The sequence below is a fragment of the Spirosoma endophyticum genome, assembly GCF_900112365.1.
GTDB classification, from domain to species: Bacteria; Bacteroidota; Bacteroidia; order Cytophagales; family Spirosomataceae; genus Spirosoma; species Spirosoma endophyticum.
The window spans coordinates 338,023-359,913 of record NZ_FOLQ01000003.1; the positions used below are offsets into that span (position 1 = coordinate 338,023).

The window sequence follows — 21,891 nt, forward strand, 5'->3', positions numbered from 1 at the left end:
GTTATGTCTGATCATACACACGGAACTCACGAAGTTGGCGAGATACCACCCGCAAATACGGGTCTCATCTGGCGCACATTTGTTATCCTGTCGGTTATTACAGCTTTTGAATTTACGCTGGCTTATTTCATGAAAGCCGGAGGTTTCAGAACCTCTATTTTCGTACTGATGACCCTGGTAAAAGCTTTCTACATTGTCGGTGAGTTTATGCACCTTAAGCACGAAGTAAAAAGCTTAATCTGGGCGATTGTAATACCTGTAATTTTTATCGTTTGGTTACTCATTGCATTATTGACCGAAGGCGGTTCAATTTTTGAATTACGATAACCCATGACGGTCACTCGAAAAGCCGGGATCCTGCTCGCTACGCTGCTGGTCCCGGCTTTGCTGTATTTATTCCTGCGGTTTGGCACACAAAACCACTTTGTTCTACCTCGATACCTGCCCAAAATTGACTCGGCTAGAGGAGAGCCATTGATGGGAAAGGTTACGTTGCCGGACGGTCGTGAAGTGACCGATACGATCTACAATCATATTCCGCCATTCAAGCTGATTGATCAGGATGGAAAAGAGGTGAATCAATCTATAGTAAAGGACAAGATATACGTAGCAGATTTTTTCTTTACTCGTTGCGGGACGATTTGTCCAAGAATCGCTTCACAACTCACCCGTGTGCAGGACATTTTTCGGGCTAATCCTAATATCGTTTTTCTCTCGCATACCGTAGACCCCGAACATGACCGGCCGGCGCAGCTAAAAGCCTACGCACAGAAATATGAAGCCATATCCGGAAAGTGGTATTTTTTAACGGGAAGTAAAGCGGAGATCTATGGTCTTGCTATGCATGGGTATTATCTGCCAACGGTAGATGCGGGCGTAAAGGAGGGTAAGCCTGACGAAACTTTTATCCATAGTGAAAAGTTGGTATTAGTGGATAAGCAGGGTATTGTCAGAGGGTTTTATGACGGTACAAACAAAGAAGATGTGGATCGTTTAGTACTTGAAATTCGAGTGTTACTGGACATTTACGATAAGGAATAATATGGCAAGTATGGAAACATTGCAACCCGTCCAGGAACAGAAAGCAAACCGAGTCATTAATATCCTCTCCATAGCGATTCCGGTTGCTGTAGCGGTGTTATTAGGAATTCGACAAAAAGTTGATTTAGGTCATTGGACAACTTATTTGCCGCATTTGAATGGTCTTATTAATTCCATTACGTCGGTTTTACTGCTAATGGGATTATATTTTATTAAGCAGAAAAACGTGCTGGCTCATAGAATTACTATGCTGACTGCATTTAGCCTGGGGTCGCTGTTTCTGGTTTGCTATGTACTGTACCATTTAACTAATGAATCAACGCCATTTGGTGGGGAGGGCATTATCCGACCGATTTATTATTTCCTTTTGGTATCGCACATCGTTCTGTCGATAGTCGTAGTATGGTTTGTATTAAGAGCCGTCTATTTTGCGTTGAGTGGTCAAATCGCTAAACACAAACAAACCGTAAAGTACGCGTTCCCAATTTGGTTATACGTTAGTATTACAGGTGTGGTTGTTTATTTGATGATTAGACCGTATTACGTTCATTAATTAGAAAAGCCATGAGAAGTTGGAAAGTGTGGTTGATAATCCTTGTTTTTCTGGCTATTACGCCAGATTTGATGGCCCAGTGCGCTATGTGCCGGGGAACAGTTGAGAGTACGGTCAGTAATGGACGTAGTACCGTTGCTTCCCAGTTAAATTTGGGTATCTTGTACTTATTAGTTGCGCCTTATCTGATTGTAGCTTCAATTGGATACTTGTGGTACCGAAACAGTAAGCGTGAGCATGGAAGACGTCTCGAAATTGCAGGCCGCGTTAAACGGGCTTTGTCCCAGATGTAGAAAAGGGAAGATTTTCAGAAAACCCTTCTATTCTCCTCGTGGCTTCGACGAGATGTATGAACATTGTCCACACTGCGGACTACGTTATGAAGTCGAGCCAGGGTATTTTGTTGGGGCAATGTACGTTAGCTACGCTATATCTGGAGGAGTCGCTTTAGTGATTGGTTTCTTATTATTTTATTTCGGAGGAGATCCTGAGGGTTGGGTGTATGCCGCCGTTGTTGCACCTGTAATGCTGATTATTGCGCCAATCAATTTTCGAATATCACGCGTCATCTGGCTATACTACGTAGCGGGCATCAAATATGTTAAAGGGCTGTAAAAGCCCTTTTTTTATGGCTAAAAAATCCTTTAAGCCATGAATTAGAAAATTTGAAAAAAATAGTCACTACGTGCAACCTCCTCCCCACTATCTTGCATCTTGTCAAAGAACCTAAACAGACATGCTTCGACTTATACCGTTTTTTACGACTGAAGCGCAGCTAATTGCTGCCTTGAAGCGGGGCGAAAGCCGCGCTCACAAGATCGTATATGAGCGATTTTCGGGCAAGATGTTGGCCGTATGTACTCGTTATTGTGCCAACCGTGCTGATGCCGAAGAAGTGATGCTGGATGGGTTTATGCGGGTATTTGAAAAGATTACACAGTTCCGGGAAAATGGCAGTTTTGAGGGATGGATACGACGCGTCATGGTCACAGAATCATTAATGTTTCTGCGCAAATCGAAACAATGGCGGCAGGAAGTACCTATTGAGGAAGTAACCGTTGAGCCAGATTATGAATGGGCTGATACCGCCGTTAACGGAAACGATTTATTACGTATTGTGAATCAACTTCCTGACGGATATCGTACAGTCTTTAACCTATATGCCATTGAAGGCTACGCGCATGCCGAAATTGCCGAGATGCTGGGTATTTCAGAGGGCACCTCGAAATCGCAGTTAAGTCGTGCCCGAACCATGTTGCAAGCGAACTTGAAGAAATTAGAACAGGAAGCGATTTCACAACAGCGGTCTGGACAAACTGAAAACTATGAAAAAGCCTATAGAAAAACTGCCAATTGACGAGCTATTTGCCCGGAAATTAGGCAATATGTCATTGCCGCCCAAGGCTGATGGTTTTGAGCGGCTACAGGCGCGTATGGGGCAAGGTAAACCCGAAGCGAAGATCGTATTCTGGCAGAATCCATCCGTCCAGCGATATATGGCGGCAGCAGCCTGCCTTCTTCTGGTATGTCTTTTTGGATGGCTCTATTGGCCTGCTGGTAAGGGAATGGTGTCTGATGACACACAAATAGCTGTAAATAAATCGGTTGTGCCTGAACGAATGCCCACCCAAACACAGAAGGAGAAAGTCCAGCCCGTAGAAAACGAGGGGCCTGACGTAAAAGCACCCGATCTGCTTGAACAAAAAGCCGCGGTTCAACAACTGGCCAACGTTGATAAACCTTCCGTAAACAAATCAGATACTGGTCGTTCGATAAAACAGTCACAAAAGACGGCTAAACCAAGTCTTAAAGACGTAGCGCCAGTCGCTAACGAACCTGTTTTGGCGCAAATAAAATCGGTGGAGAGGAAGCCTGAGCCCACTACGTCGCTTATGACCAATCCGACTAATGTGGCAACGTCTGAGCAACTGGCTGAAAATAAAATAGTGTCTAAGCCAGCTCCGGCTGCTGAGCGCGTTTTGGTCGTAACCATCGCCGAGCCAGAAGCCTTAGTGGCCGCCCGACAGGCTGCAGTCGCGTCAATAGAAGAGAAATCAACTGTAGCTGATAAATCAGCGAAAGAAGCCAAGGGGAATAGCCTGTGGCAACAGGTAAAACGAATCAAACAGGGCGAAGTATTGGCCCGTGGAGACAATAGTGATAATGAAAGTAGCTTGCTCGGACGTGCCTACAGCGGGTTGAAACACAGTTTGGAAAAAGATAAATCAGCTAAACAATGAACGGTTTATTACGTGTAGGCGCTGTAGCGAGCCTATTTTTGACAATGATCACAGGTGTTCAGGCAACCCCTGCGCATCCTGCCGACTCACTCGTTATTCGATTCGCGAACCGAACCCGTCTGGTTATTTATGCTCCCGATAAAGCCGGTATTCAAGCCTTATCAAATTACGATCTGAATAAAATTGTGCGCGAAATGGGGATGAAACTAGATTCTGTTCCGGGTGGCCCAACGGCGATTTCGCAGGATGGAAACCGGTTTTTGAAAGATACCGTATTGGTGGTTACGCAGAAAAAAGACGGCGTAACTACTATTGTAATCAACGGGAAGAGCGACACGACCCAAACAGGCACACAAAATAAAGATACCAATAAGAAAGACTATGAATGGACCAAGCGCCGGAATCGGGGAAATAGTGGGCGCTTTGATTATGGGCTAAGTATTGGTTTAAATAACTTCATTCAGCAAAGTGCTTCTCCAGCTTATCCAGAGGATAGTTACGATTTGCGACCGCTAGGTTCTCGCTACGTAGCCTTATCCATAGGAGCCATGCCAACGATTGCTCGGGGTAAGTACGCGTCTCTGAAGCTGTACTATGGTTTGGAAGTGGCCTGGAATAACTTCATGTTCGAGGGAAACAACGTAGCCGAAAAGACGCCAACCGGCGTAGCGTTCCCGGATGCAGGCCGGGACTTGCAAAAAAGCAAACTGACCGTTTGCACTATTGGTATTCCGGTTGTGCCGCGGGTTACGTTCTATAACAACGATGGTAAGAAAGTATGCCACATCGGTTTGGGCGGCTATGTGAACTATCGACTCGACAGTTATCGAAAAATAAAGGAAGCGGATGGTAGTAAAGACCGCAGGCATTCAGATTACGATTTGAGCAATATCCGATATGGCGTCATGGCCCATTTGGGTATCCAGAGTTTAGCTTTTTTTGTCAAGTATGATCTGAGTCCTTTATTCGAAGCGGGTAAAGGACCTGACGTTCGAACCCTTACATTTGGGCTTGGTTTCTAATGTATGTCGGACAAAATCATTTCTATCATTGGCTGTGGATGGCTTGGTTTGCCCCTGGCGGAACAACTTGTAAAAACCGGTTTTACGGTCAAAGGCAGTACTACATCGGCTGAGAAAGTTGGATTGTTACGTCAGAAAGGAGTAAATGCCTATCAGCTTCAGCTTAATCCTGAGCCCGTTGGAAATCTTGCCGCTCTTGCGCAAGCCGATACGTTAATTATTGATATTCCACCCAAAGCGGGCAAGCTAGGCGACGATTTCCATCCACAGCAGATTCAGCATTTGATTGACGCGATACGTAAGGCGTCCGTAAAGCACGTTATCTACGTTAGTTCTACGTCGGTTTATCCTGATTTGAATCGGGTTGTGGTTGAAGAAGACGTAGTAAATATGGAGCAATCGGCGGCACAGGCATTGGTTCAGGCTGAACAGTTGGTACAGAGACTTGAACCAGCCTGTCACGTAACCATTTTACGCTGTGGCGGATTGCTTGGCTATGATCGTATGCCGGGGAAGTATGTTGCTGGCAAGACTGTAGACACGGGGGCTGTGCCAGTCAACTACCTTCATCCCGATGATGCCGTTGGTATTCTGGTAGCTATTATTCAGAGAACTATAACCGGCACGTTCAACGCCGTATCGCCGGAGCATCCTACGCGGGAGGCTATTTACCGAAAAAACTGCGCTGATTTCGGTTATGAGTTACCAACATTCGTTACGCCAGCCGAACCAATTCCTTACAAAGTTATTAGCCCTGCGAAACTGATTCAGGCCACAAATTATTCGTATACATATCCTGACCCTTTGCAATTTTTTTATCGGTCAGGAACGTAGTAAATGCCGCATCCGTGTCCAGAAAAATCCTCCCGAAGATGGTTTCCTTTTAGGGGCAACGGCTCGATTCAGCGCTCCCAGGAACATAAAATATCCCTGTGCATGCCATTTTCGAAATCGATCACTAACCTGCGTATCGTGTTGAGGCATGTATGTTAACAATTGATCGAGATCGAAGCGGTCACTAGCTAGGCCAACTCCAGCGCGTTGCCCATCGATGGCATTACAAGCCTGCTCAAAATGATTCGGTTGCGGAATCATCAGAGCTGGCTTTCCTAAGTAAGCTGCTTCGCAAACTGACTCAAAGCCCGCCGTAGTAACGATGGCCTTGCAACGGCCCATAAATTCCAGAAATCGCTTGCCGTCAATGGCGTGATACGTTAGCGTTCCGTCGATCACTTGATCGGGCCCGGTGGCATCTGAATGAAAGGCATCCATTTGAATATCAGGATGTTGCCAATGAGCTTTCATTAGCTCTACCTTTAAGCCCGGCTGGGTGACGTAAGCCAGAAGTGAATCGCCTGACGTTGGTTTCATATCGGTCACTTCCTGACGTAACAAGGGTGGCACTACCCGCAATCTTTGGCGAGGTTCGTTGGCCTGTTTGTCGAACGAGAGCGCTAACAACTCAGTAGCCCCAAAGCAGGTCAGGCGGGTGTTTAACTTGAACGCCTGCCGGTAAAACCATTGTCCCTGTGGCCGCTGAAAATCCGGGTGAAACGCCATGTATTGGTGCGCAATACAGATCATCGGCACCGATGGCCGTAGAAGTGCATAGGTCATTCCGCCCAGCATCTCGAAGAAATTAACCACGACGTCGGGTCGTTGGGTTTCTATACTGTCACGGACCTGCTTCAAACTGCGCCAGAAAGGTCGAATTTGCTGAATGGCATAGAGTGTGGTTTTGGTGGGCTCCAGGGCATTTGTACCCGTGTTATAGACTAAGCCCGGACTAAAAATGGGCGTGATGGGCGCCGTAAATTTTTCACTGAAAAAGGAGGCAACACCTCGCTCAGGCGTAACACCAACTATGGCACCAATGACTTCGTGACCAGCCATCTTCAAAAGCTGGGCCAGTGACAATGCCTGCGTCAGATGCCCTCGACCTTCACCTTGTATCAAAAATAAAACGCGCATGATGCAAAGAAGAATTAATGTGTTTTGGTGGATAAATGGCTGAAGGTTAGTTGCTCGGCTGTTTTTCCCTTGTCATCGTTAGCTAGGTCAGATGTGTAGTAAAGCAGGCTCCAGTTACCGTCATGGTCTTCTACTAAGGCACTCAGAGATTCAACCCAGTCACCGGAGTTCATATAGATAATTCCATCGAATTCTCGGATAGCGGGTTGATGAATATGACCGCAGATGACGCCATCGCAATTACGGGCACGAGCCAGTTCTGTTAGTTTCTGCTCGTAGTCGGAGATGAAGTTGACCGCGTGTTTGATTCGGGATTTGATTTGCTGGGAGAGTGAGTAGTACGGCAATCCCCGCCAGGTGCGGTAGGTATTATAAAACTTGTTGATCCACAGGAGAAACGTGTACCCTATGTCGCCTAGGTAGGCGAGCCATTTCATATGCGACGTAATGGAATCGAATACATCGCCGTGGGTTATATAAAACTTTTTGTCGCCAGAGGTTAGCGTATAATCTTTGCGGATAGAGAAGTTTCTACCCACTTTGAGCGGCATGATCTGATCCAGGAAATCGTCGTGATTGCCGCGCAGGTAAACAACTTTCGTGTTGTAGTGAACGATTTGCTTTAAAACCGTTTTAAAAAAAGCAGTGTGTTTTTTCTTCCAGGTACCGTACTGTTTCAGTTGCCAGCCATCTACGATGTCGCCATTGAGAATAAGTTTCTGGCAGGAGTAATTTCGCAGAAACTCGGTGGCTTCTTTGGCTTTCGACCCTGTTGTTCCCAGATGAATATCGGAGAGCACAATTGTTCGGAATTGCGTACTTGATTGCATGAACGAAACTACAGTTCAGTTATGACGTAAGATTTACCGAACTGTTACCAAATTGACAAGACTATAGCTTTACGGCCGTAGTTATTCATATTGACTTAACAAACGACAACTAATGGAGAATCCGGTGCTTATTTTCGGGGCAGGTAGTCTGGGGCTGACGGCTTTAGACTTGTTTCAACGTAACAACGTAGTAGTGTATGGTCTACTGGACGACAACAAAGAATTGCACGGCAAAGAGTTTGGCGATGTGTCGGTATTAGGTGAAACGGACGATGACGGCTTCCTGAAGTTGGTTGGTCACAAGTGCGAAGCATTCATTGCCATCAGTGATAGCCGGGTGCGGAAACGGCTGGTCAAACTGCTTAATGAACGGCGCAAAGTACAGCCGGTCAATGCTATTCATGATACGGCAACGGTTTCTGTAATGGCTACTATCGGTCACGGGAATCTGATTGCAGCCCGCGTGGTTATAAATCCATTTGCTGAGGTAGGCCAGCATTGCATACTTCAGTCCGGCGCCGTCATTGAGAGTAAAGCCAAACTAGGCGACTACGTCCAGATCGGGACGGGCACTATAATAAACAGTGGTGTAACGATAGAGGAAGGAGCTTTTATTGGCACAGGAGCCACTGTTGTGGCTGGCGTAACCATAGGTAAAAATGCCCGCGTTGGCGCCGGCTCGGTTGTTGTAGAGGATGTAGTGTCCGGAGCGACCGTATTCGGTAACCCCGCAAAAAAAATGTAAATGCTAAGTCGTAACGGGGCCGCCCGTGCAGTCAGTAGCCGCTAACATGAGTTACTGGCGACTATTGACCGCACGGGCGGCCCCGTTACGACTTAGCATTTACGACTTCTATTCAATATATAGCACCTCATTGGCGAGGAAATCCTGGTACGTGCGCTCGAGGCCATCTTTCAGTTCGGTTGTATGTTTCCACCCCATAGCGTGAAGGCGCGAAACATCCATAAGTTTACGAGGAGTACCATCTGGTTTCTCGGTGTTCCAGCGAAGTTCGCCGGTAAAACCAACCGTTTCCTTAATTAACTCGGCCACTTCACGAATCGTTACGTCCTCACCAGTGCCGATATTGACAAATAGGGCATCGTTATAGTGCTCCATCAGGTAGAAACAAGCATTGGCAAGGTCATCAGCATGAAGAAATTCACGTCGGGGTGAACCTGTGCCCCATACTTCTACCGAAGGCTGATCATTGATTTTGGCTTCGTGGAATTTCCGAATCAGCGCAGGTAGCACGTGTGAACCCTGTAGGTCATAATTATCATTAGGACCGTATAAATTCGTTGGCATGGCTGAAATGAAATTACAGCCGTATTGCGTCCGATAAGCTTCGCAGAGTTTGATACCCGTAATTTTCGCGATAGCATAGGGCTCATTTGTTTCCTCAAGGAAGCCGCTCAATAAATACTCCTCTTTAAGTGGCTGAGGGGCCATTTTGGGGTAAATACATGACGAACCAAGGAACAGTAATTTTTTAACTTCTGTTTGATAAGCACTGTGAATGATATTTGACTCAATCATCAGGTTATCATACAAAAAATCGGCTCGGTAAACATTATTAGCCCAAATACCACCTACTTTGGCCGCAGCCAGGAATACGTACTCAGGCCGTTCCTGCGCAAAAAAATCGACTACAGCAGCTTGATTCCGCAAATCCAGTTCGGAGGATGTACGGGTGATGATATTGGTATAGCCTTCAGTATGAAGTTTACGAACGATAGCCGAACCGACCATACCCCGGTGTCCGGCAACATAAATACGGGAGTGTTTTTCCACAGGAATTGGTTATAAAGAAACCGCCGGACTAGTGGGCGGACGAGTTGATAAAATAATTAGGCTTAATTAAGCGTTGCAAAACTAACAAACTTAAGGCATCAATCGTTTGCCAACGTCATGTTTGCTTCAAAATTGAAACTACTGATTTCGCTACAGTTCCTATTAGTTACGTTTGTGACTACTACGTGGGCACAAGCGCAAATAGAGCCATCTGCCCCGTCTGCATTGACGACGGCATCAAAACCTGTATTGGCTCCGTCGGGAGCACCACCGTCGCCTTTGTCGGCCTTTTCATCGGTCCCCTCCTCACTGACTACGCTTGGTTTGCCCACAATGTCGTCGCTGAAAGAGCAGAAGGACGCCTATGTGGCGGGTATTATGCCTGATCTGGGATTAAAAGTTAAGCAGTTAAAAAAGCTGAAAGCTGATAAGAAAACCAAGCATAAACTGTCTAAGACCGAATATGAAGGTTTATCAATGGTTAAGGCTATCACGAAATTTGGTAGTGGTGACCGGACAATTATAGAAGAGTTTTTTGTACTACGTGACAACGATGCTGCTAAGCCGTTGCCCTATGTTCGGGATGTATTCAAATATTATCAGAAATCCGGACGCGTATCGAGTTCGATTATTAAGGATGAAGGGGGATTACTATTGCATGGCCCTTATCAACGCTATCAGAACGACCTATTGGTAGAAGAAGGTTACTATTATGCCGGTATGAAGGATGGACGCTGGGAGAAGTACGACACGAAATTCATGCTTGTCGATAAAGTCCGATGGCACCGAGGTGTTCCCGCTGACTCCCGGTTAACCTACTTCGATTCAACCCATCGTAAAATAAAAGAGATTATTCCGATCGAGTACGGAAAAGTGAAAGGAACCTATATGGCCTTTCACGAAAACGGCACGCTGGCGGAAGAAGGGAAGTATGATAATGGCGTGAAAGTTGGCCGGTGGACAGAGTTTTACCCTATTAACCCCAATGGCCGCCGGATGCGTCGAAAACTTACACAATACGCCAGTGATCAATGGGACACTGAATTTGAGCCCTATACGATTACTGAATGGGACGAAAAAGGCAAGGTAACCTTCGAGCAAACGAAGAAGAAAGTAATTGAGGACGAAGAAACGGAGAATTAGGAAAAAGCGTCAACAGTTGTAAATCAATAGTCGTCAACTGATATAGGCGACTTGGACCTACTTAAACACACCCTTCGGATCGGGTAGTTTAGCTGATAACTCGTTAAGGTAAGCTAAATCGAGGCCGGAAAGGTCAAGCTTATAGGCCTGATGGAAATAATCCCAGGCTTTTGGATAGTCGGCTTGCAAATAGTAAACTACCGAGAGTTTCTGATAGGCTATTGCGCTGTTTGGACTGAGTGCGATGGACTTCTGCAAATGACCCTCTGCATCGGCCAGAACGTTTATATCTGGCTTTTCCTGGTAATGCTTAATCTCCAGTGTCGCCAGATCGGTCATTAAAGCAATGTTGCTATCTGCCAGCGCCAGCCCTTTTTTTAGCATTCGAATGGCACTGGGCAATTGGTTTTTCTGGTAACACACAACACCCAGTCCCCAATACGAATCGGCGTTTTTGTCGTTAAGTAGCCACGATAAATTGAAGCGGTGAGTTGCCGTATCCAATTGGCCTTTGGTGACATAATCCCAGCCGCGAGCGGCAAAAAACTCACTAGCTTCAGGACGACTGGAAAAATTACGGTCGCAGTCGTTCAAAAAATGAATTTCTTCGCTAATCTGAGCGGCTGTCTTAGGGCGTTCGCCGAAAAGCGGCAACGTATTGATAGACCCTCCTGCCGTATCAGACCCATTGGAAATAGTTGATTCCGCCCGCGGTGTAAGCTCGTCAGTTTTTTGTGCCGTTGTGCTGGAGTGGCCAGCGGTGTCGCCCGAACGTGCCGATGTAATGAACTGTTTAGGCTGAGCTGCCGACAAAAGCGGTAACGCAACTAAAGTCCAGTGGATCAGATTTATTCGAACGTTCATAAAGAGGGGATACAGTACGGGAGTCTGTGTCTCGATAAAACGAAACGCGAATCTAAATTAGTACATAACCTATAAATTACCGCCGTCCTCCGCGTGGTCCAGCCTTTTTTGTTCCCCCTGCTTTACTCGCTGCCGCTACGTTTGCCTTACGGCCTACACCTGCTTTTGGTCGCCCACCTGTCGGTTGTGCCGAAGCTTTCTTCGGACCCGTTAATTTTGATTTGCCTTTCAAACGATCCCTGCCAGCCGGTGGGAGATTTGATGCCTTTTTTTCGTGGAAAGCTCCTCTAAAAGTAGGATCATCCTTTCGGCGTTGCTCGTCAATTTCGCGCAGCATTTCCTGCTGTTCGTCAAAAGGTGTTTCAACGACTTCCACCAAAGGCGGTAAAGGCATCCGGGGAATCGTCATGCGGATAATACGTTCAATCTTCTGCACATGATACTCCTCTGCCATCGTCAGGAACGTAATGGCCTCACCCGTATGGTTCGCCCGGCCCGTCCGCCCGATTCGGTGTACATAATCCTCATAAATCAACGGTAGATCGAAGTTGATAACATGGCTCACCTCGGCCACGTCGATGCCCCGTGCCGCTACGTCTGTCGCCACCAATACCTGGACGTTGCCTTCCTTGAAGGCGTCCATCGCATTCATACGGGTATTCTGGCCTTTGTTGGCGTGAATGACCCGAATCTTCTCGGTTTCAACTACTTTGCGGGCCAGAAACTTATAGATGTTATCCGCAGTGCCCTTCGTTCGGGCAAAAATGATGACTCGTTGAAACGCATCCTTACTGATCAGATAATCCAGCAGGTTAATTTTGGTACGAAAGTTCGGCACTTCGTAAATCACCTGACTAACCATATCCGCCGTTGATGCCTGGGGCGTAACTTCCACTTTAATGGGAGCCTCCAGAAACTCGCCTGACAGGCGTTCAACCCGGCCGCCGAACGTTGCCGAAAACAGCAAATTTTGCCGCTTGGTAGGAATAACCTCCAAAATTGACCGGATTTGAGGCATAAAGCCCATATCCATCATTTTGTCCGCTTCATCCATAACCATCGTACGGATATCTTTCGTCACAATTTCGCCGAGTCGATAAAGATCCATAAACCGACCGGGGGTTGCTACGATAATGTCGACTCCATTTCGCAGTGTTTCAATCTGCGTTTTTGGCCCCAAACCACCATAAAGTGCCAAATGGCGCAGACCCGTGTATTTGCCCAGCTCGCTAACAGCTTCGTTAATCTGCATGGCCAATTCACGCGTTGGCGCCAGAATCAGCGCCCTGGGATTGGTACCCTGAGGATATTTTATTTTCATGAGCAGCGGTAATAGATAAGCCGCTGTTTTGCCCGTGCCCGTTTGAGCAATACCCAGTACATCATGGTTGCCCAAACTCAGCGGAATTGTTTTTTGCTGGATGGGTGTCGGCTCAGTATAGCCAAGGTCGGCCACGGCGTTGAGCAACTGCCGATTTAATTCGAACTGCTCGAAAGAAGTAATTTCCATAAAGTATAGTCAACGGTCGATAGTCAACAGATAGTAGTGTTAGTCTTAGAACAGAGTCTATACTGTCTGCTGACGACTCTTGACTATCGACTTTTAGAACTGTTTCAGTATGCGTTCCACACCGCTAACGTAACCAGAGCCAAACAGATTCACATGAACAAGCAGTGGGTACAGATTATACAAGCCTACACGCTCGTAGAAACCGTCTTCAAGAGGAAACGCTTCATTGTAGGCATCGTAAAAGCGGTCATCAAATCCGCCAAATAATTTAGTGAAAGCAAGTTCGGCTTCGCGAAGACCGTAGTGAACAGCCGGGTCAATCAGGGCGGGTTGTCCATCTTCGTCAACCAATACGTTGCCCGACCACAAATCGCCATGAAGCAGAGCAGGACGTTCGTTCGGAATCAGATCAGGAAGCCGGGCACGGAGTCGTAACAAGGCATCATAAGCCTGCTTGGGTAATAACTCTTTGTATAAAGCTAATCCAGCCTGGGGTAATAATCGATGATCGAAAAAGAAATCAAAGCCATTGGTTGTTAAGGTATTGTCCTGTGGTAACGAGCCAATGTAATTGTCAAAATTCAAGCCAAACTTGGGCTGTGTGTGGGAGTGCAATACGGCCAGCGATTGACCAAGGGTTTCCCAGTAGGTTTCGGTTGGTTTACCAGGATCAATGTAGTCGAGGATCAGATACGCTTTATCCTGATGCTGACCATGACCAATAACCTTGGGAATATGAAGTGCGTCGGTATGTCGGAGTAGGTCAAGGCCACGGGCTTCGGCTTCGAACATAGTCGGCTTTCCCGATACGTTCTGGCTCTGATCCATCTGATTCCACTTGACGAAGAAAACCCCTTCAGACGAAAAGACTTGCGCCGACGTATTGATATCCCCTCCTGACAGAAACTGCATTTCAATTACCTCGACCGTTTGGCCCAGTGCCAGAAACAGGATGCTTTCGAAGAAGGAAAATTGCTCGTCGCCCCAGAAATTCATTCGGTATGAATGTTTATAGTTTTCGGTTTATGGGTAATAAGGTGTAAAGTTGCGCATCGTTGGCGTGATTCACGTACTTTGACCTGTAAATCATATTTCCGTAAGCCGTACATGAACCAGCAAATTCAACATCTGTATACTATCGCCCGAAAGCCCGAACGTCGGATTATTGGTCTCATGTCTGGCACATCGCTCGATGGTCTCGACGTAGCGCTATGCCATATTTCAGGCAGCGGTCCACAAACGCAGGTAGTTATCGAACGCTTCGCGACCGTGCCCTATAAGGAGGATTTAAAGACTGATATACGGACCATATTTGCCAAAGACAAAATCGAATTTGAGCAGCTTTGTTTACTAAATCCCTATATCGGACGGTTGCATGGTCAGATGATTCTCGACTGTTTAAACGAATGGAATATCGAACCTGCTCTAATAGACGTAGTTGCCAGTCATGGCCAAACGGTTTATCACGCTCCTAAAAGTCAGCACCGGCGGGATAAGTTTCCTAATGCTACGTTGCAAATTGGCGATGGTGACCATGTAGCAGCCGTAACGGGCATTATTACGTTTAGTGATTTTCGGCAGAAACACGTAGCACACGGTGGTGAAGGAGCACCACTCGCGGTGTATGGCGATTATTTTATGTTCTCTCAGGCGGGCGAAAATCGTCTGCTGCTCAATATGGGCGGCATTGCAAACTTTACGTACCTACCTGCCGATGAGGATGCCAGCAATGTGTTTACAACTGACACAGGTCCTGGTAATACCCTTTTGGACGCCTATGCCCGGAAGTTTCTGAACAAGGCCTACGACGAAGACGGCAAGCTAGCCGCTCAGGGGCACATTAACGCTGACTTGCTGTTAGCCCTAAAAACGAATCCCTTTTTCGACGCACCCTTTCCAAAAACAACGGGTCCTGAAGTGTTCAATATCAGTTACGTAGAGGCAGCACAAGCTCAAAGTCAGACTATCAACGTAACCCCCGCTGACCTGATGGCTACGCTCGTTCAATTTAGTGCTGATACGATTGCTGACGCCATCAGACGCGTAATACGTCCGGGAGAAAGTTATCGGATCGCCGAACCACGCGTTTACATGAGTGGGGGAGGAGCGCACAATCCTGTACTAACGAGTGCTATCCATCAGCAATTACCGAATTGCACGTTTGGTCACACGGATGATCTGGGCATTAATGGTGATGCAAAAGAAGCAGTACTATTCGCAGTCTTAGCGAATGAAAGTCTGGCTGGGGGCACCACTTCTTTTGGTGATCGGCAGGGCGTTCCGACCGTTTCGATGGGCAAAGTGAGCTTCCCTCGTTAGCTTTTCGGCCGGAAGACCTTCATTAAGGTTTCATTGGTTGTGAGAAACGAACCGCCAATCAGGTCGATGCAATAGGGAATCGCAGGAAACACAACGGATAAGCATTGCCCAATGGCCGTAGGTTTTCCGGGTAGATTTAAGATGAGCGTTTGATTACGGATACCAGCCGTTTGGCGGGATAAAATGGCTGTTGGCACGTAGCGGAGACTTTCCTGGCGCATCAACTCGCCGAAACCGGGTAGCATTTTCTGACAAACGACTTCCGTGGCTTCAGGCGTTACGTCGCGGAGGGCTGGACCGGTGCCACCCGTTGTAACAACTAAACAACAACCTTCGGCGTCGGCCAACTCAATCATTGTCGCTTCAAGCTGATCCTGTTCGTCGGGAATTACCCGATACACGGGTTCCCAGGGAGACGTTAGCCATTCAGTAAGTAAACTGACAACGGCTTTACCCGGAATATCTTCGTAGACACCCGCACTAGCCCGATCCGAAACATTAATAATACCGATTTTAATCATGGGAGGGGAATGAAAAATGAAGCGTGAAAAGTGTAGAATTATTCTGGCTTTGCAGTTCTATTCTACGTTTTTTTACGCTTCATTTTTACTAAGGAAATCAAGGTTTTTTCCGTTTCAGGGCTAAATCATGGGCTGTGTCATAGTACGAACGAAGACTGCTCCAGTCGAATACTTCAGCAATGCTTTCCACGAAATTGCGTTGCTTGATACGATCACGTTGGGCCATTCTGACGAACCGGAACAGAACGTCGGTTAATTGATCGGCGGCCTCGTTGAACGATTGCGTCCGGCGGTTAATCACATAAATGCCCCGGTTCTCGTAGTCACGCATGATTTGCATGATGAAATCGCCAAATCCCGACTGATCGCTGGTTACGGTTGGAATGCCCCGCACAACGCACTCCAGGGGCGTATATCCCCAGGGTTCATAATAGCTCGGGAACACGCCGAGGTGACAACCTCGCACAAACTGGCTGTAATCTAAGCCAAATAAAGGATTGGTCGAGGCAATGAAATCAGGATGATAAACGATCTTGACCCGGTCGTACTCATTATTTACCAGATTGGCTTTCTCAATAAACCGCGTCATATCGTCTTCCTGCACCAGATTGTGGGTGACATAAGGTGGGAGATGCTTGGTTTTCCAGCTTTGCACAGTGCGCCGGAGCCGGAGCCGCCAGTATTCATCCACAAAATTATTCAAATCAGGCAGTGAAGTAGCCTGCGTATTAGATGCGGCTGCGTGAAATAAGCGATCCCCTACCTGTTTTTCGATGCTTTCGCAGGTTTCCTGAATTTCGTCGAGTAAGGCCCGCGAGTGAAGGACATCCGGGTTAATGGATGTATAGGGCTGTTTGGTGACCATGAACATCACAATTGTCATGTCCATATTCGCTTCCCGCATCCGGTAGTTCAGGCGAGCGAGGGCTTCGAGGGTAAGATCATACCCTTTATTTGAAAACTCAAACCGACCCGATGTGAAGAAGTAAAGCGTTTTTTCCAGATCGAAGGAATAGCTCTGAAAAAAGTGCCCCATTACAAATTCATGAATCTTTTGCTTATACTGAACGTGTAGATTCTGAAATTCGTGGACGGCCGCAAATCGCGTAACGTTCAAACCATTCGGTAAGACCAGATCAGGATTTCGGCCTAAAAATACCTCGCATTCACGAGCCGTTACGTCGCTAACCGTTGTGAAGACGTGCGATTGTAGGGCCGCCAGTCGCTCAATGGTCGCCTGCGTTTCAATATTATAGTGTTGCGCTTCACGCTTCCAATCGAAAAAAGGCAATTTACCATAAAATCCTGGTTCATTCTGAGCGAGGTAGCGTCCCAGCATGGTAGCATGGGTTGTAAAAACCGTGGCCACTTTAACATTATCACGACGCAAATCGGGTAGTCCAGTACTGGCCATCCATTCGTGGAAGTGGGCTACAAAATCGACTCGTTTAGCATGGCCGTCGGCTAGGAGTGTTATAAACATACGAACCATCTCACCGAAGGCAATCGTTTGATTGACAAGGTCTTCAACATACAGTGTTGAGAGTTGATGGTTTAGCCAGAGTTGTGTTTTAATGACGTTGAGTTGATCACTGCCGATGCTGGTAATATCGAATAGCACAACGCGGGGGCGACCCGTAACGAGCCAGTAGCCATACTCAACCCGATAGCCTAATTGACGCATCTTACGAACCGTTTGCCCGATTTCGGTTTCATCGGATTCGGTAATTGGTTCGAATTCAGCCGCTGATCGTTGCGGAAAATAAGGACCCAGTGCTACGTAATTATCGTCCCACTTTTCGACCATTGCTGGTACTTTCGACCGGATAACCGTATATATCCCGCCTACTTGATTACACACCTCCCAGGCGATTTCGAGAAGGAGCTTCCGCTTCGATGTTGAAAATACCGATTCCAATGTAGTTGTGGTTTTTTTTGAGTTCTTGTATGCGTAGTGTTTCTAATTATACCGCCTTTGTAGGGCAATTAAACACTATAAACAATAAAAGAAAAACTTGTTTATTTCAAATAAGACTTTGCGTCCGTTACCTGCGTTTTTTTATTTTGTGACAAGGTGTAGCTGAAGCCGGGCTGAATACTAAAGGCACCATGTTCACCCTTTTTGTTTATGGCTACAAAACCAACTTGTATATCCTTGAAGTCCTGCTTTTTAACAATACGCAGGGCTGCTTCCTCACAAGCTTGCTGAGGAGTTCGTCCCTGGCGCATTAGCTCGACCACCAGAAATGAGCCACAGGTACGCATGACCAATTCGCCCAGACCTGTAGCACAAGCCCCACCAATTTCATTGTCGACAAACAAACCCGCACCAATAATCGGCGAATCACCTACCCGGCCACGCATCTTGTAGGCCAGCCCGCTTGTTGTGCAGGCTCCCGAAATATTGCCCACGCTATCAATGGCCAGCATGCCTATGGTATCGTGACGTTCAATATTCACTATGGGCTTATATTGGGCTGTTTTAAGCCATTCGCGCCATTCCTTTTCTGCCTTTTTAGTAAGTAGATTTTCTTTCTTAAACCCCTGAGATAACGCAAAGTTTAGCGCACCTTCGCCACTGAGCATCACATGGGGCGTTTTTTCCATGACGGCCCGTGCCACAGAGATAGGATGCATGATATGTTCCAGAAACGTCACGGAGCCCGCATTTCCTTTGTCATCCATAATACAGGCATCGAGTGTTACGTGTCCATCCCGATCCGGGCGACCACCATAGCCAACGGTCATATCATCAGGATCTGCTTCGGGAATACGAACCCCTGCTTCAACGGCATCTAACGCCCTACCACCGCGTTCCAGCACGACTTGTGCTGCCTCTGTGGCTTTAACCCGATCCCAGGTCGCAATGGCCAAGGGTCTAACTACCAGAGAGCTAGCCTTTGTGTGGCTACCAACTGATTTAAAGGCGCTAAATGATAAGGAAGGTAGTAGCCCTGCCAGTGAGCTAAGGGTTAGAAAACGGCGTCGATTAACCATAGGTAGGTGGGTTGTGGCCCAAAATAAAGGAATAAACAGTTGGCATTTACTACTTTTGGGCGATTTCTTCAAAACCCTATATGCCGGTTCCTGCCAAACATATGCTGCTCATGGATGGTCCTGATGATAGGGCCTGATTTATCTTGCTACGTAGCAGTTGTTCCATTCCATCATGGTTTGAATAGTATCTGTAATGGTGAGTGTGAGTACACCAGTACGATTTCTTATGTGATCGGCAAAGGAGCAGAGAGAAATGACTTACCTAAGCTTTTGGAATTAGTCGTCAGTAACTGCGTGTTTATTTCAGGAAACCGGCTGATCGTGTTGTAGTGGGGGTAGAAATCCGCTAGCTGGATACTAGTTTAAATAACTTAGGCTAGTGGGTTTTCCCCTGCACTACCGAAATAATTGCTCGAATCTTTGCCTCATCAGTCTCAATGTGCTCATATTCGCCGGGTAAACTTGACGCCATGGATACCGACGGTTGACGATATATCATCTGGCTATCTTCTTTTGTACCACCACTCAGATGAAGCGCATCAACGCCCGCGTCAATAAATAAGGGAGCGTTTTGGGCATTTACGCCTGCACCTGCCATAATTTCGATACGTCCGGCTGCGGCTTCTGTCAACTGTTTTAATATAGATATTCCCGCTTCGGCAGTTTGATGCTGGCCGGACGTCAGCATCCTGACAGCTCCTGTACGTATGATTGCTTCCAACGCTTCCAACGGATCACGTGTCATGTCGAAGGCGCGGTGGAACGTAACGGGTAGCGGTCTGGCTACGTCAATAAGATATCGGGTCTGGGCTTCATCGATGGTGCCGTCAGTTTGTAATACGCCCAGCACAATCCCATCGGCGCCCACTGATTTTGCTGTCAAAATATCGGCTTTCATGACAGCTAGTTCGGTTTCGGAATAGATAAAATCCCCCCCACGCGGTCGAATCATAACATAAAACGGAATTGCCAGGTGCTGGCGAGCTAATTGAATCAAACCCGCGCTTGGCGTAGTGCCCCCTTCGGCCAGGCCACCGCACAACTCAATTCGCCCGGCTCCTGCCCGTTGAGCCGTTAGACACGATTCAAGCGAATAGGCACATACTTCAACAATCATGAGCAGATAATAAGGGGGGTGAAAATGGGAAATTAGACGTAGTGCGAAATAAACAGACGCATGGATAAGTTTTGTATCTAAAAATTTATTTAATTGAAACAAACAAACGCCGTTACAGTACGTTAATGGCCTAAATCCCCGGAGAATAAAGGCTGAGAAACATTTTTGCGAAAAATAGCTTGGATATTAACTGTTTTTTTACTTTTGCACCCTCATTGGAAATAGAGTCATTAAAATACGGAACACAACTATGTACTGGACACTCGAACTAGCATCCTATCTGGAAGATGCTCCCTGGCCCGCAACCAAAGACGAACTGATTGACTATTCAATTCGCTCTGGTGCCCCACTTGAAGTTGTAGAGAACCTACAGGAACTCGAAGATGACGGTCAACCTTATGAAAGCATTGAAGAAATCTGGCCGGATTACCCAACCAAAGATGATTTCTTTTTCAACGAAGACGAATATTAAGAACCAGGGAATTCCCCACAAAAAAAGGCGTGATCCAAAACCATCGGATTACGCCTTTTTTGCTTAATACAAGCTTGATTATGTCGTTGCCTTAGACTTGCTTTCAGTCGCTGGGTTCTTCATTGGTTTATCGTATCTCTTAGGCGCGTATAGAAAGCCAAATGCCTGCGCACCTTCTTTAGAATGGACCTTATGGTGGACGTAGTGCGCCCGCATAATACGCTGCATGTACCGGCCAGTCGTGTCAATTTTGACTTTCACACGCCGGTGAACAATAATGTCGTGGAATATAAAGTAGAAGAGGCCGTAGAGCGTTACGCCCGCGCCAATCCAGGTCAGAAAGTCTAATTCAGGATAAGCAACCCCCGTACCAATCAGCCCGATGGCCGTTGCTGCGAACACTACCGCAAATAAATCGTTAAGTTCAAAAAAACCTTTGTGGTGATTATGATGGTCGCGGTGCCAGCTCCACAAAAAACCATGCATGACGTACTTGTGCGTAAACCACGCCACGCCTTCCATAAAGAGGAAAGTCCCTACAACTAAAACAACGTTTACCAGCATTTTTGCGTTTCTAATAGGAGTACAGTAGTAAATAGGCTAGCTAATCTAACCCTATCACCAACTACTCAATACATATCCATTAACGGTTTAGCGAACCGAAAAGTTGAGGTCATTTTACCGACTTTTCACGTTTACGAGAGGAAGCTGACCGAATACTTGCAAGATTGTGGGAAAGCTGTATCTTTATCCCAATTCGGTACTCAACCAGATGACCCCATCGGTTATGGACTATCAAGCACTCAAAAACCTGGTGAAACGGGGAGAGGGTAGCAATTTAGAGTTCAAGCTGAAAACAAATCATCCCGAGAAAATCATTCGGGGCGTGGTTGCCTTCGCTAATACAAACGGCGGCATCATGCTTATCGGCGTCGGCGACGACAAGAAGATTCCGGGATTGAAATACGCCGATGAGGACGAATACCTGCTCGTCCGGGCGATTAATAAATTTTGTTTTCCGCGAATTTCGTACACGATCGATCGTGTGCAACTCTACGACGAGCGCGAAGTGCTTGTTATTCGGGTGCCTCGAAGCCCCACTCGTCCGCACTACATTATTCCCGATCCGGATAATCCCGACGACAAAAAAGCGTACGTACGAGTCGGTGATAAATCGGTGCAGGCCAGCCGTGAAGTTCGGGAGATCCTCAAAGGTGAACAGGCGGATCGCGACATTCGGTTTAACTACGGCGAGAAAGAGCATAAGCTCATGCAGCACCTCGGCGAACACAATAGCATTACGGTCGATCTATTCGCATCCATCGCAGGCGTATCCCGGCGGATTGCCTCCAGAACGCTCGTGCTGCTGGTGCTGGCGAATGTGCTGGAGATTCACCCCAGCGACGTAGTAGACCAATATACACCGCGTGCGGTGCAGTGATTTTTTGAAAAAGTACCGTAAATGTTGGGAAAGTCTTACTTTGGTATGCTTACGA

At 46.9% G+C, this 21,891-nt stretch carries 25 protein-coding genes; 14 read left to right on the top strand and 11 right to left on the bottom strand.

Annotation, left to right across the window (positions count from 1 at the left end):
* Positions 1-3: 3 nt before the first annotated feature.
* The 9 genes from BM202_RS10450 (at position 4) to BM202_RS10490 (ending at position 5,690) form a co-directional block, all read left to right on the top strand.
* A complete protein-coding gene (locus tag BM202_RS10450; protein WP_093825688.1) occupies positions 4-327 on the top strand; it encodes a cytochrome C oxidase subunit IV family protein in 324 nt (107 codons plus the stop codon).
* Positions 328-330: 3 nt separating this feature from the next.
* Positions 331-1,041 carry an SCO family protein gene (locus tag BM202_RS10455; protein ID WP_093825690.1) on the top strand — a complete coding sequence of 237 codons (711 nt, stop codon included), beginning with the start codon at positions 331-333 and terminating at the stop codon, positions 1,039-1,041.
* A 10-nt stretch (positions 1,042-1,051) separates the two neighbouring features.
* Positions 1,052-1,594, top strand: a complete 543-nt coding sequence (locus BM202_RS10460; protein ID WP_093826267.1) for a DUF420 domain-containing protein — start codon at positions 1,052-1,054, stop codon at positions 1,592-1,594.
* 11 nt (positions 1,595-1,605) lie between these two features.
* Complete coding sequence (locus BM202_RS38185) at positions 1,606-1,887, top strand: hypothetical protein (RefSeq protein ID WP_093825692.1); 282 nt, start codon at positions 1,606-1,608, stop codon at positions 1,885-1,887.
* Complete coding sequence (locus tag BM202_RS10470) at positions 1,832-2,209, top strand: DUF983 domain-containing protein (RefSeq protein WP_093825694.1); 378 nt, start codon at positions 1,832-1,834, stop codon at positions 2,207-2,209. Before BM202_RS38185 ends, BM202_RS10470 begins: the two co-directional genes overlap by 56 nt.
* 121 nt (positions 2,210-2,330) lie before the next feature.
* The gene (locus BM202_RS10475) at positions 2,331-2,951 is read left to right on the top strand and encodes an RNA polymerase sigma factor (protein WP_093825696.1); all 621 of its coding nucleotides are present in this window, start codon (positions 2,331-2,333) and stop codon (positions 2,949-2,951) included.
* The gene (locus tag BM202_RS10480; protein WP_093825698.1) at positions 2,920-3,834 is read left to right on the top strand and encodes a hypothetical protein; all 915 of its coding nucleotides are present in this window, start codon (positions 2,920-2,922) and stop codon (positions 3,832-3,834) included. Before BM202_RS10475 ends, BM202_RS10480 begins: the two co-directional genes overlap by 32 nt.
* Complete coding sequence (locus tag BM202_RS10485) at positions 3,831-4,856, top strand: outer membrane beta-barrel protein (RefSeq protein WP_143100676.1); 1,026 nt, start codon at positions 3,831-3,833, stop codon at positions 4,854-4,856. The genes BM202_RS10480 and BM202_RS10485 overlap by 4 nt, the downstream gene beginning before the upstream one ends.
* A 3-nt stretch (positions 4,857-4,859) precedes the next feature.
* Entirely contained in the window at positions 4,860-5,690 is an 831-nt protein-coding gene (locus BM202_RS10490) for an NAD(P)H-binding protein (RefSeq protein ID WP_093825700.1), read from the top strand.
* Here BM202_RS10490 and BM202_RS10495 read toward each other — a convergent pair.
* On the bottom strand, positions 5,679-6,827 hold the full coding sequence (locus BM202_RS10495) for a glycosyltransferase family protein (RefSeq protein WP_093825702.1): 1,149 nt from the start codon (positions 6,825-6,827) through the stop codon (positions 5,679-5,681). The genes BM202_RS10490 and BM202_RS10495 overlap by 12 nt on opposite strands.
* Before the next feature lie 14 nt (positions 6,828-6,841).
* Positions 6,842-7,657, bottom strand: a complete 816-nt coding sequence (locus tag BM202_RS10500) for a UDP-2,3-diacylglucosamine diphosphatase (protein WP_093825704.1) — start codon at positions 7,655-7,657, stop codon at positions 6,842-6,844.
* Between the two features lie 112 nt (positions 7,658-7,769).
* Between BM202_RS10500 and BM202_RS10505 the strand changes: the two genes are divergently transcribed.
* Positions 7,770-8,402, top strand: a complete 633-nt coding sequence (locus BM202_RS10505; RefSeq protein ID WP_093825706.1) for an acetyltransferase — start codon at positions 7,770-7,772, stop codon at positions 8,400-8,402.
* 108 nt (positions 8,403-8,510) lie between these two features.
* Here BM202_RS10505 and fcl read toward each other — a convergent pair whose 3' ends face one another.
* Positions 8,511-9,452, bottom strand: coding sequence for a GDP-L-fucose synthase (fcl, locus tag BM202_RS10510; RefSeq protein ID WP_093825707.1), 942 nt, complete (start codon positions 9,450-9,452; stop codon positions 8,511-8,513).
* Positions 9,453-9,569: 117 nt separating this feature from the next.
* Between fcl and BM202_RS10520 the strand changes: the two genes are divergently transcribed.
* Positions 9,570-10,595, top strand: coding sequence for a toxin-antitoxin system YwqK family antitoxin (locus BM202_RS10520; protein ID WP_245776611.1), 1,026 nt, complete (start codon positions 9,570-9,572; stop codon positions 10,593-10,595).
* A 57-nt stretch (positions 10,596-10,652) separates the two neighbouring features.
* Here the strand turns inward: BM202_RS10520 and BM202_RS10525 are convergent, their stop codons facing one another.
* From BM202_RS10525 to BM202_RS10535, 3 genes are all read right to left on the bottom strand, one after another.
* On the bottom strand, positions 10,653-11,459 hold the full coding sequence (locus BM202_RS10525) for a tetratricopeptide repeat protein (protein WP_093825711.1): 807 nt from the start codon (positions 11,457-11,459) through the stop codon (positions 10,653-10,655).
* A 76-nt stretch (positions 11,460-11,535) separates the two neighbouring features.
* Entirely contained in the window at positions 11,536-12,969 is a 1,434-nt protein-coding gene (locus BM202_RS10530) for a DEAD/DEAH box helicase (protein WP_093825713.1), read from the bottom strand.
* Between the two features lie 93 nt (positions 12,970-13,062).
* Positions 13,063-13,965 carry a fructosamine kinase family protein gene (locus BM202_RS10535; RefSeq protein ID WP_093825715.1) on the bottom strand — a complete coding sequence of 301 codons (903 nt, stop codon included), beginning with the start codon at positions 13,963-13,965 and terminating at the stop codon, positions 13,063-13,065.
* 111 nt (positions 13,966-14,076) lie between these two features.
* On the opposite strand from BM202_RS10535, the gene BM202_RS10540 reads away from it, so the two are divergent.
* Positions 14,077-15,288, top strand: a complete 1,212-nt coding sequence (locus BM202_RS10540) for an anhydro-N-acetylmuramic acid kinase (protein ID WP_093825717.1) — start codon at positions 14,077-14,079, stop codon at positions 15,286-15,288.
* On the opposite strand, the gene mog is transcribed toward BM202_RS10540, so the two are convergent.
* From mog to BM202_RS10560, 4 genes are all read right to left on the bottom strand, one after another.
* Positions 15,285-15,809 carry a molybdopterin adenylyltransferase gene (gene mog, locus BM202_RS10545; protein WP_093825719.1) on the bottom strand — a complete coding sequence of 175 codons (525 nt, stop codon included), beginning with the start codon at positions 15,807-15,809 and terminating at the stop codon, positions 15,285-15,287. The two genes, BM202_RS10540 and mog, sit on opposite strands and share 4 nt — an antisense overlap.
* A gap of 97 nt (positions 15,810-15,906) precedes the next feature.
* Complete coding sequence (locus tag BM202_RS10550; protein WP_093825721.1) at positions 15,907-17,727, bottom strand: glycosyltransferase; 1,821 nt, start codon at positions 17,725-17,727, stop codon at positions 15,907-15,909.
* A gap of 101 nt (positions 17,728-17,828) precedes the next feature.
* Complete coding sequence (locus BM202_RS10555; protein ID WP_093825723.1) at positions 17,829-18,806, bottom strand: glycosylasparaginase; 978 nt, start codon at positions 18,804-18,806, stop codon at positions 17,829-17,831.
* A 376-nt stretch (positions 18,807-19,182) separates the two neighbouring features.
* Positions 19,183-19,923 (bottom strand): copper homeostasis protein CutC, encoded by a 741-nt coding sequence (locus tag BM202_RS10560; RefSeq protein WP_093825725.1) that lies wholly within the window; start codon positions 19,921-19,923, stop codon positions 19,183-19,185.
* Between the two features lie 250 nt (positions 19,924-20,173).
* Between BM202_RS10560 and BM202_RS10565 the strand changes: the two genes are divergently transcribed.
* On the top strand, positions 20,174-20,395 hold the full coding sequence (locus tag BM202_RS10565) for a DUF2795 domain-containing protein (RefSeq protein ID WP_009284883.1): 222 nt from the start codon (positions 20,174-20,176) through the stop codon (positions 20,393-20,395).
* A 78-nt stretch (positions 20,396-20,473) separates the two neighbouring features.
* On the opposite strand, the gene BM202_RS10570 is transcribed toward BM202_RS10565, so the two are convergent.
* Positions 20,474-20,959 (bottom strand): sterol desaturase family protein, encoded by a 486-nt coding sequence (locus BM202_RS10570; protein ID WP_093825726.1) that lies wholly within the window; start codon positions 20,957-20,959, stop codon positions 20,474-20,476.
* Between the two features lie 208 nt (positions 20,960-21,167).
* On the opposite strand from BM202_RS10570, the gene BM202_RS10575 reads away from it, so the two are divergent.
* A complete protein-coding gene (locus BM202_RS10575; protein ID WP_093825728.1) occupies positions 21,168-21,836 on the top strand; it encodes an AlbA family DNA-binding domain-containing protein in 669 nt (222 codons plus the stop codon).
* The last annotated feature ends 55 nt before the right edge of the window (positions 21,837-21,891 follow it).

Excerpts from the sequence above, each read along its gene's own strand:
- BM202_RS10460 (WP_093826267.1), top strand. The coding sequence starts at position 1,052 with ATGGAAACATTGCAACCCGTCCAGGAACAGAAAGCAAACCGAGTCATT.
- BM202_RS10530 (WP_093825713.1), bottom strand. The coding sequence starts at position 12,969 with ATGGAAATTACTTCTTTCGAGCAGTTCGAATTAAATCGGCAGTTGCTC.
- BM202_RS10450 (WP_093825688.1), top strand. The coding sequence starts at position 4 with ATGTCTGATCATACACACGGAACTCACGAAGTTGGCGAGATACCACCC.
- BM202_RS10455 (WP_093825690.1), top strand. The coding sequence starts at position 331 with ATGACGGTCACTCGAAAAGCCGGGATCCTGCTCGCTACGCTGCTGGTC.
- BM202_RS10570 (WP_093825726.1), bottom strand. The coding sequence starts at position 20,959 with ATGCTGGTAAACGTTGTTTTAGTTGTAGGGACTTTCCTCTTTATGGAA.
- mog (WP_093825719.1), bottom strand. The coding sequence starts at position 15,809 with ATGATTAAAATCGGTATTATTAATGTTTCGGATCGGGCTAGTGCGGGT.
- BM202_RS10540 (WP_093825717.1), top strand. The coding sequence starts at position 14,077 with ATGAACCAGCAAATTCAACATCTGTATACTATCGCCCGAAAGCCCGAA.
- BM202_RS10490 (WP_093825700.1), top strand. The coding sequence starts at position 4,860 with ATGTCGGACAAAATCATTTCTATCATTGGCTGTGGATGGCTTGGTTTG.
- BM202_RS10505 (WP_093825706.1), top strand. The coding sequence starts at position 7,770 with ATGGAGAATCCGGTGCTTATTTTCGGGGCAGGTAGTCTGGGGCTGACG.
- BM202_RS10485 (WP_143100676.1), top strand. The coding sequence starts at position 3,831 with ATGAACGGTTTATTACGTGTAGGCGCTGTAGCGAGCCTATTTTTGACA.
- BM202_RS10575 (WP_093825728.1), top strand. The coding sequence starts at position 21,168 with ATGACCCCATCGGTTATGGACTATCAAGCACTCAAAAACCTGGTGAAA.
- BM202_RS10475 (WP_093825696.1), top strand. The coding sequence starts at position 2,331 with ATGCTTCGACTTATACCGTTTTTTACGACTGAAGCGCAGCTAATTGCT.
- BM202_RS10565 (WP_009284883.1), top strand. The coding sequence starts at position 20,174 with ATGTACTGGACACTCGAACTAGCATCCTATCTGGAAGATGCTCCCTGG.
- BM202_RS10555 (WP_093825723.1), bottom strand. The coding sequence starts at position 18,806 with ATGGTTAATCGACGCCGTTTTCTAACCCTTAGCTCACTGGCAGGGCTA.
- BM202_RS10500 (WP_093825704.1), bottom strand. The coding sequence starts at position 7,657 with ATGCAATCAAGTACGCAATTCCGAACAATTGTGCTCTCCGATATTCAT.
- BM202_RS10495 (WP_093825702.1), bottom strand. The coding sequence starts at position 6,827 with ATGCGCGTTTTATTTTTGATACAAGGTGAAGGTCGAGGGCATCTGACG.
- BM202_RS10470 (WP_093825694.1), top strand. The coding sequence starts at position 1,832 with ATGGAAGACGTCTCGAAATTGCAGGCCGCGTTAAACGGGCTTTGTCCC.
- BM202_RS10480 (WP_093825698.1), top strand. The coding sequence starts at position 2,920 with ATGAAAAAGCCTATAGAAAAACTGCCAATTGACGAGCTATTTGCCCGG.
- BM202_RS10560 (WP_093825725.1), bottom strand. The coding sequence starts at position 19,923 with ATGATTGTTGAAGTATGTGCCTATTCGCTTGAATCGTGTCTAACGGCT.
- BM202_RS10520 (WP_245776611.1), top strand. The coding sequence starts at position 9,570 with ATGTTTGCTTCAAAATTGAAACTACTGATTTCGCTACAGTTCCTATTA.
- BM202_RS38185 (WP_093825692.1), top strand. The coding sequence starts at position 1,606 with ATGAGAAGTTGGAAAGTGTGGTTGATAATCCTTGTTTTTCTGGCTATT.
- BM202_RS10525 (WP_093825711.1), bottom strand. The coding sequence starts at position 11,459 with ATGAACGTTCGAATAAATCTGATCCACTGGACTTTAGTTGCGTTACCG.
- BM202_RS10535 (WP_093825715.1), bottom strand. The coding sequence starts at position 13,965 with ATGAATTTCTGGGGCGACGAGCAATTTTCCTTCTTCGAAAGCATCCTG.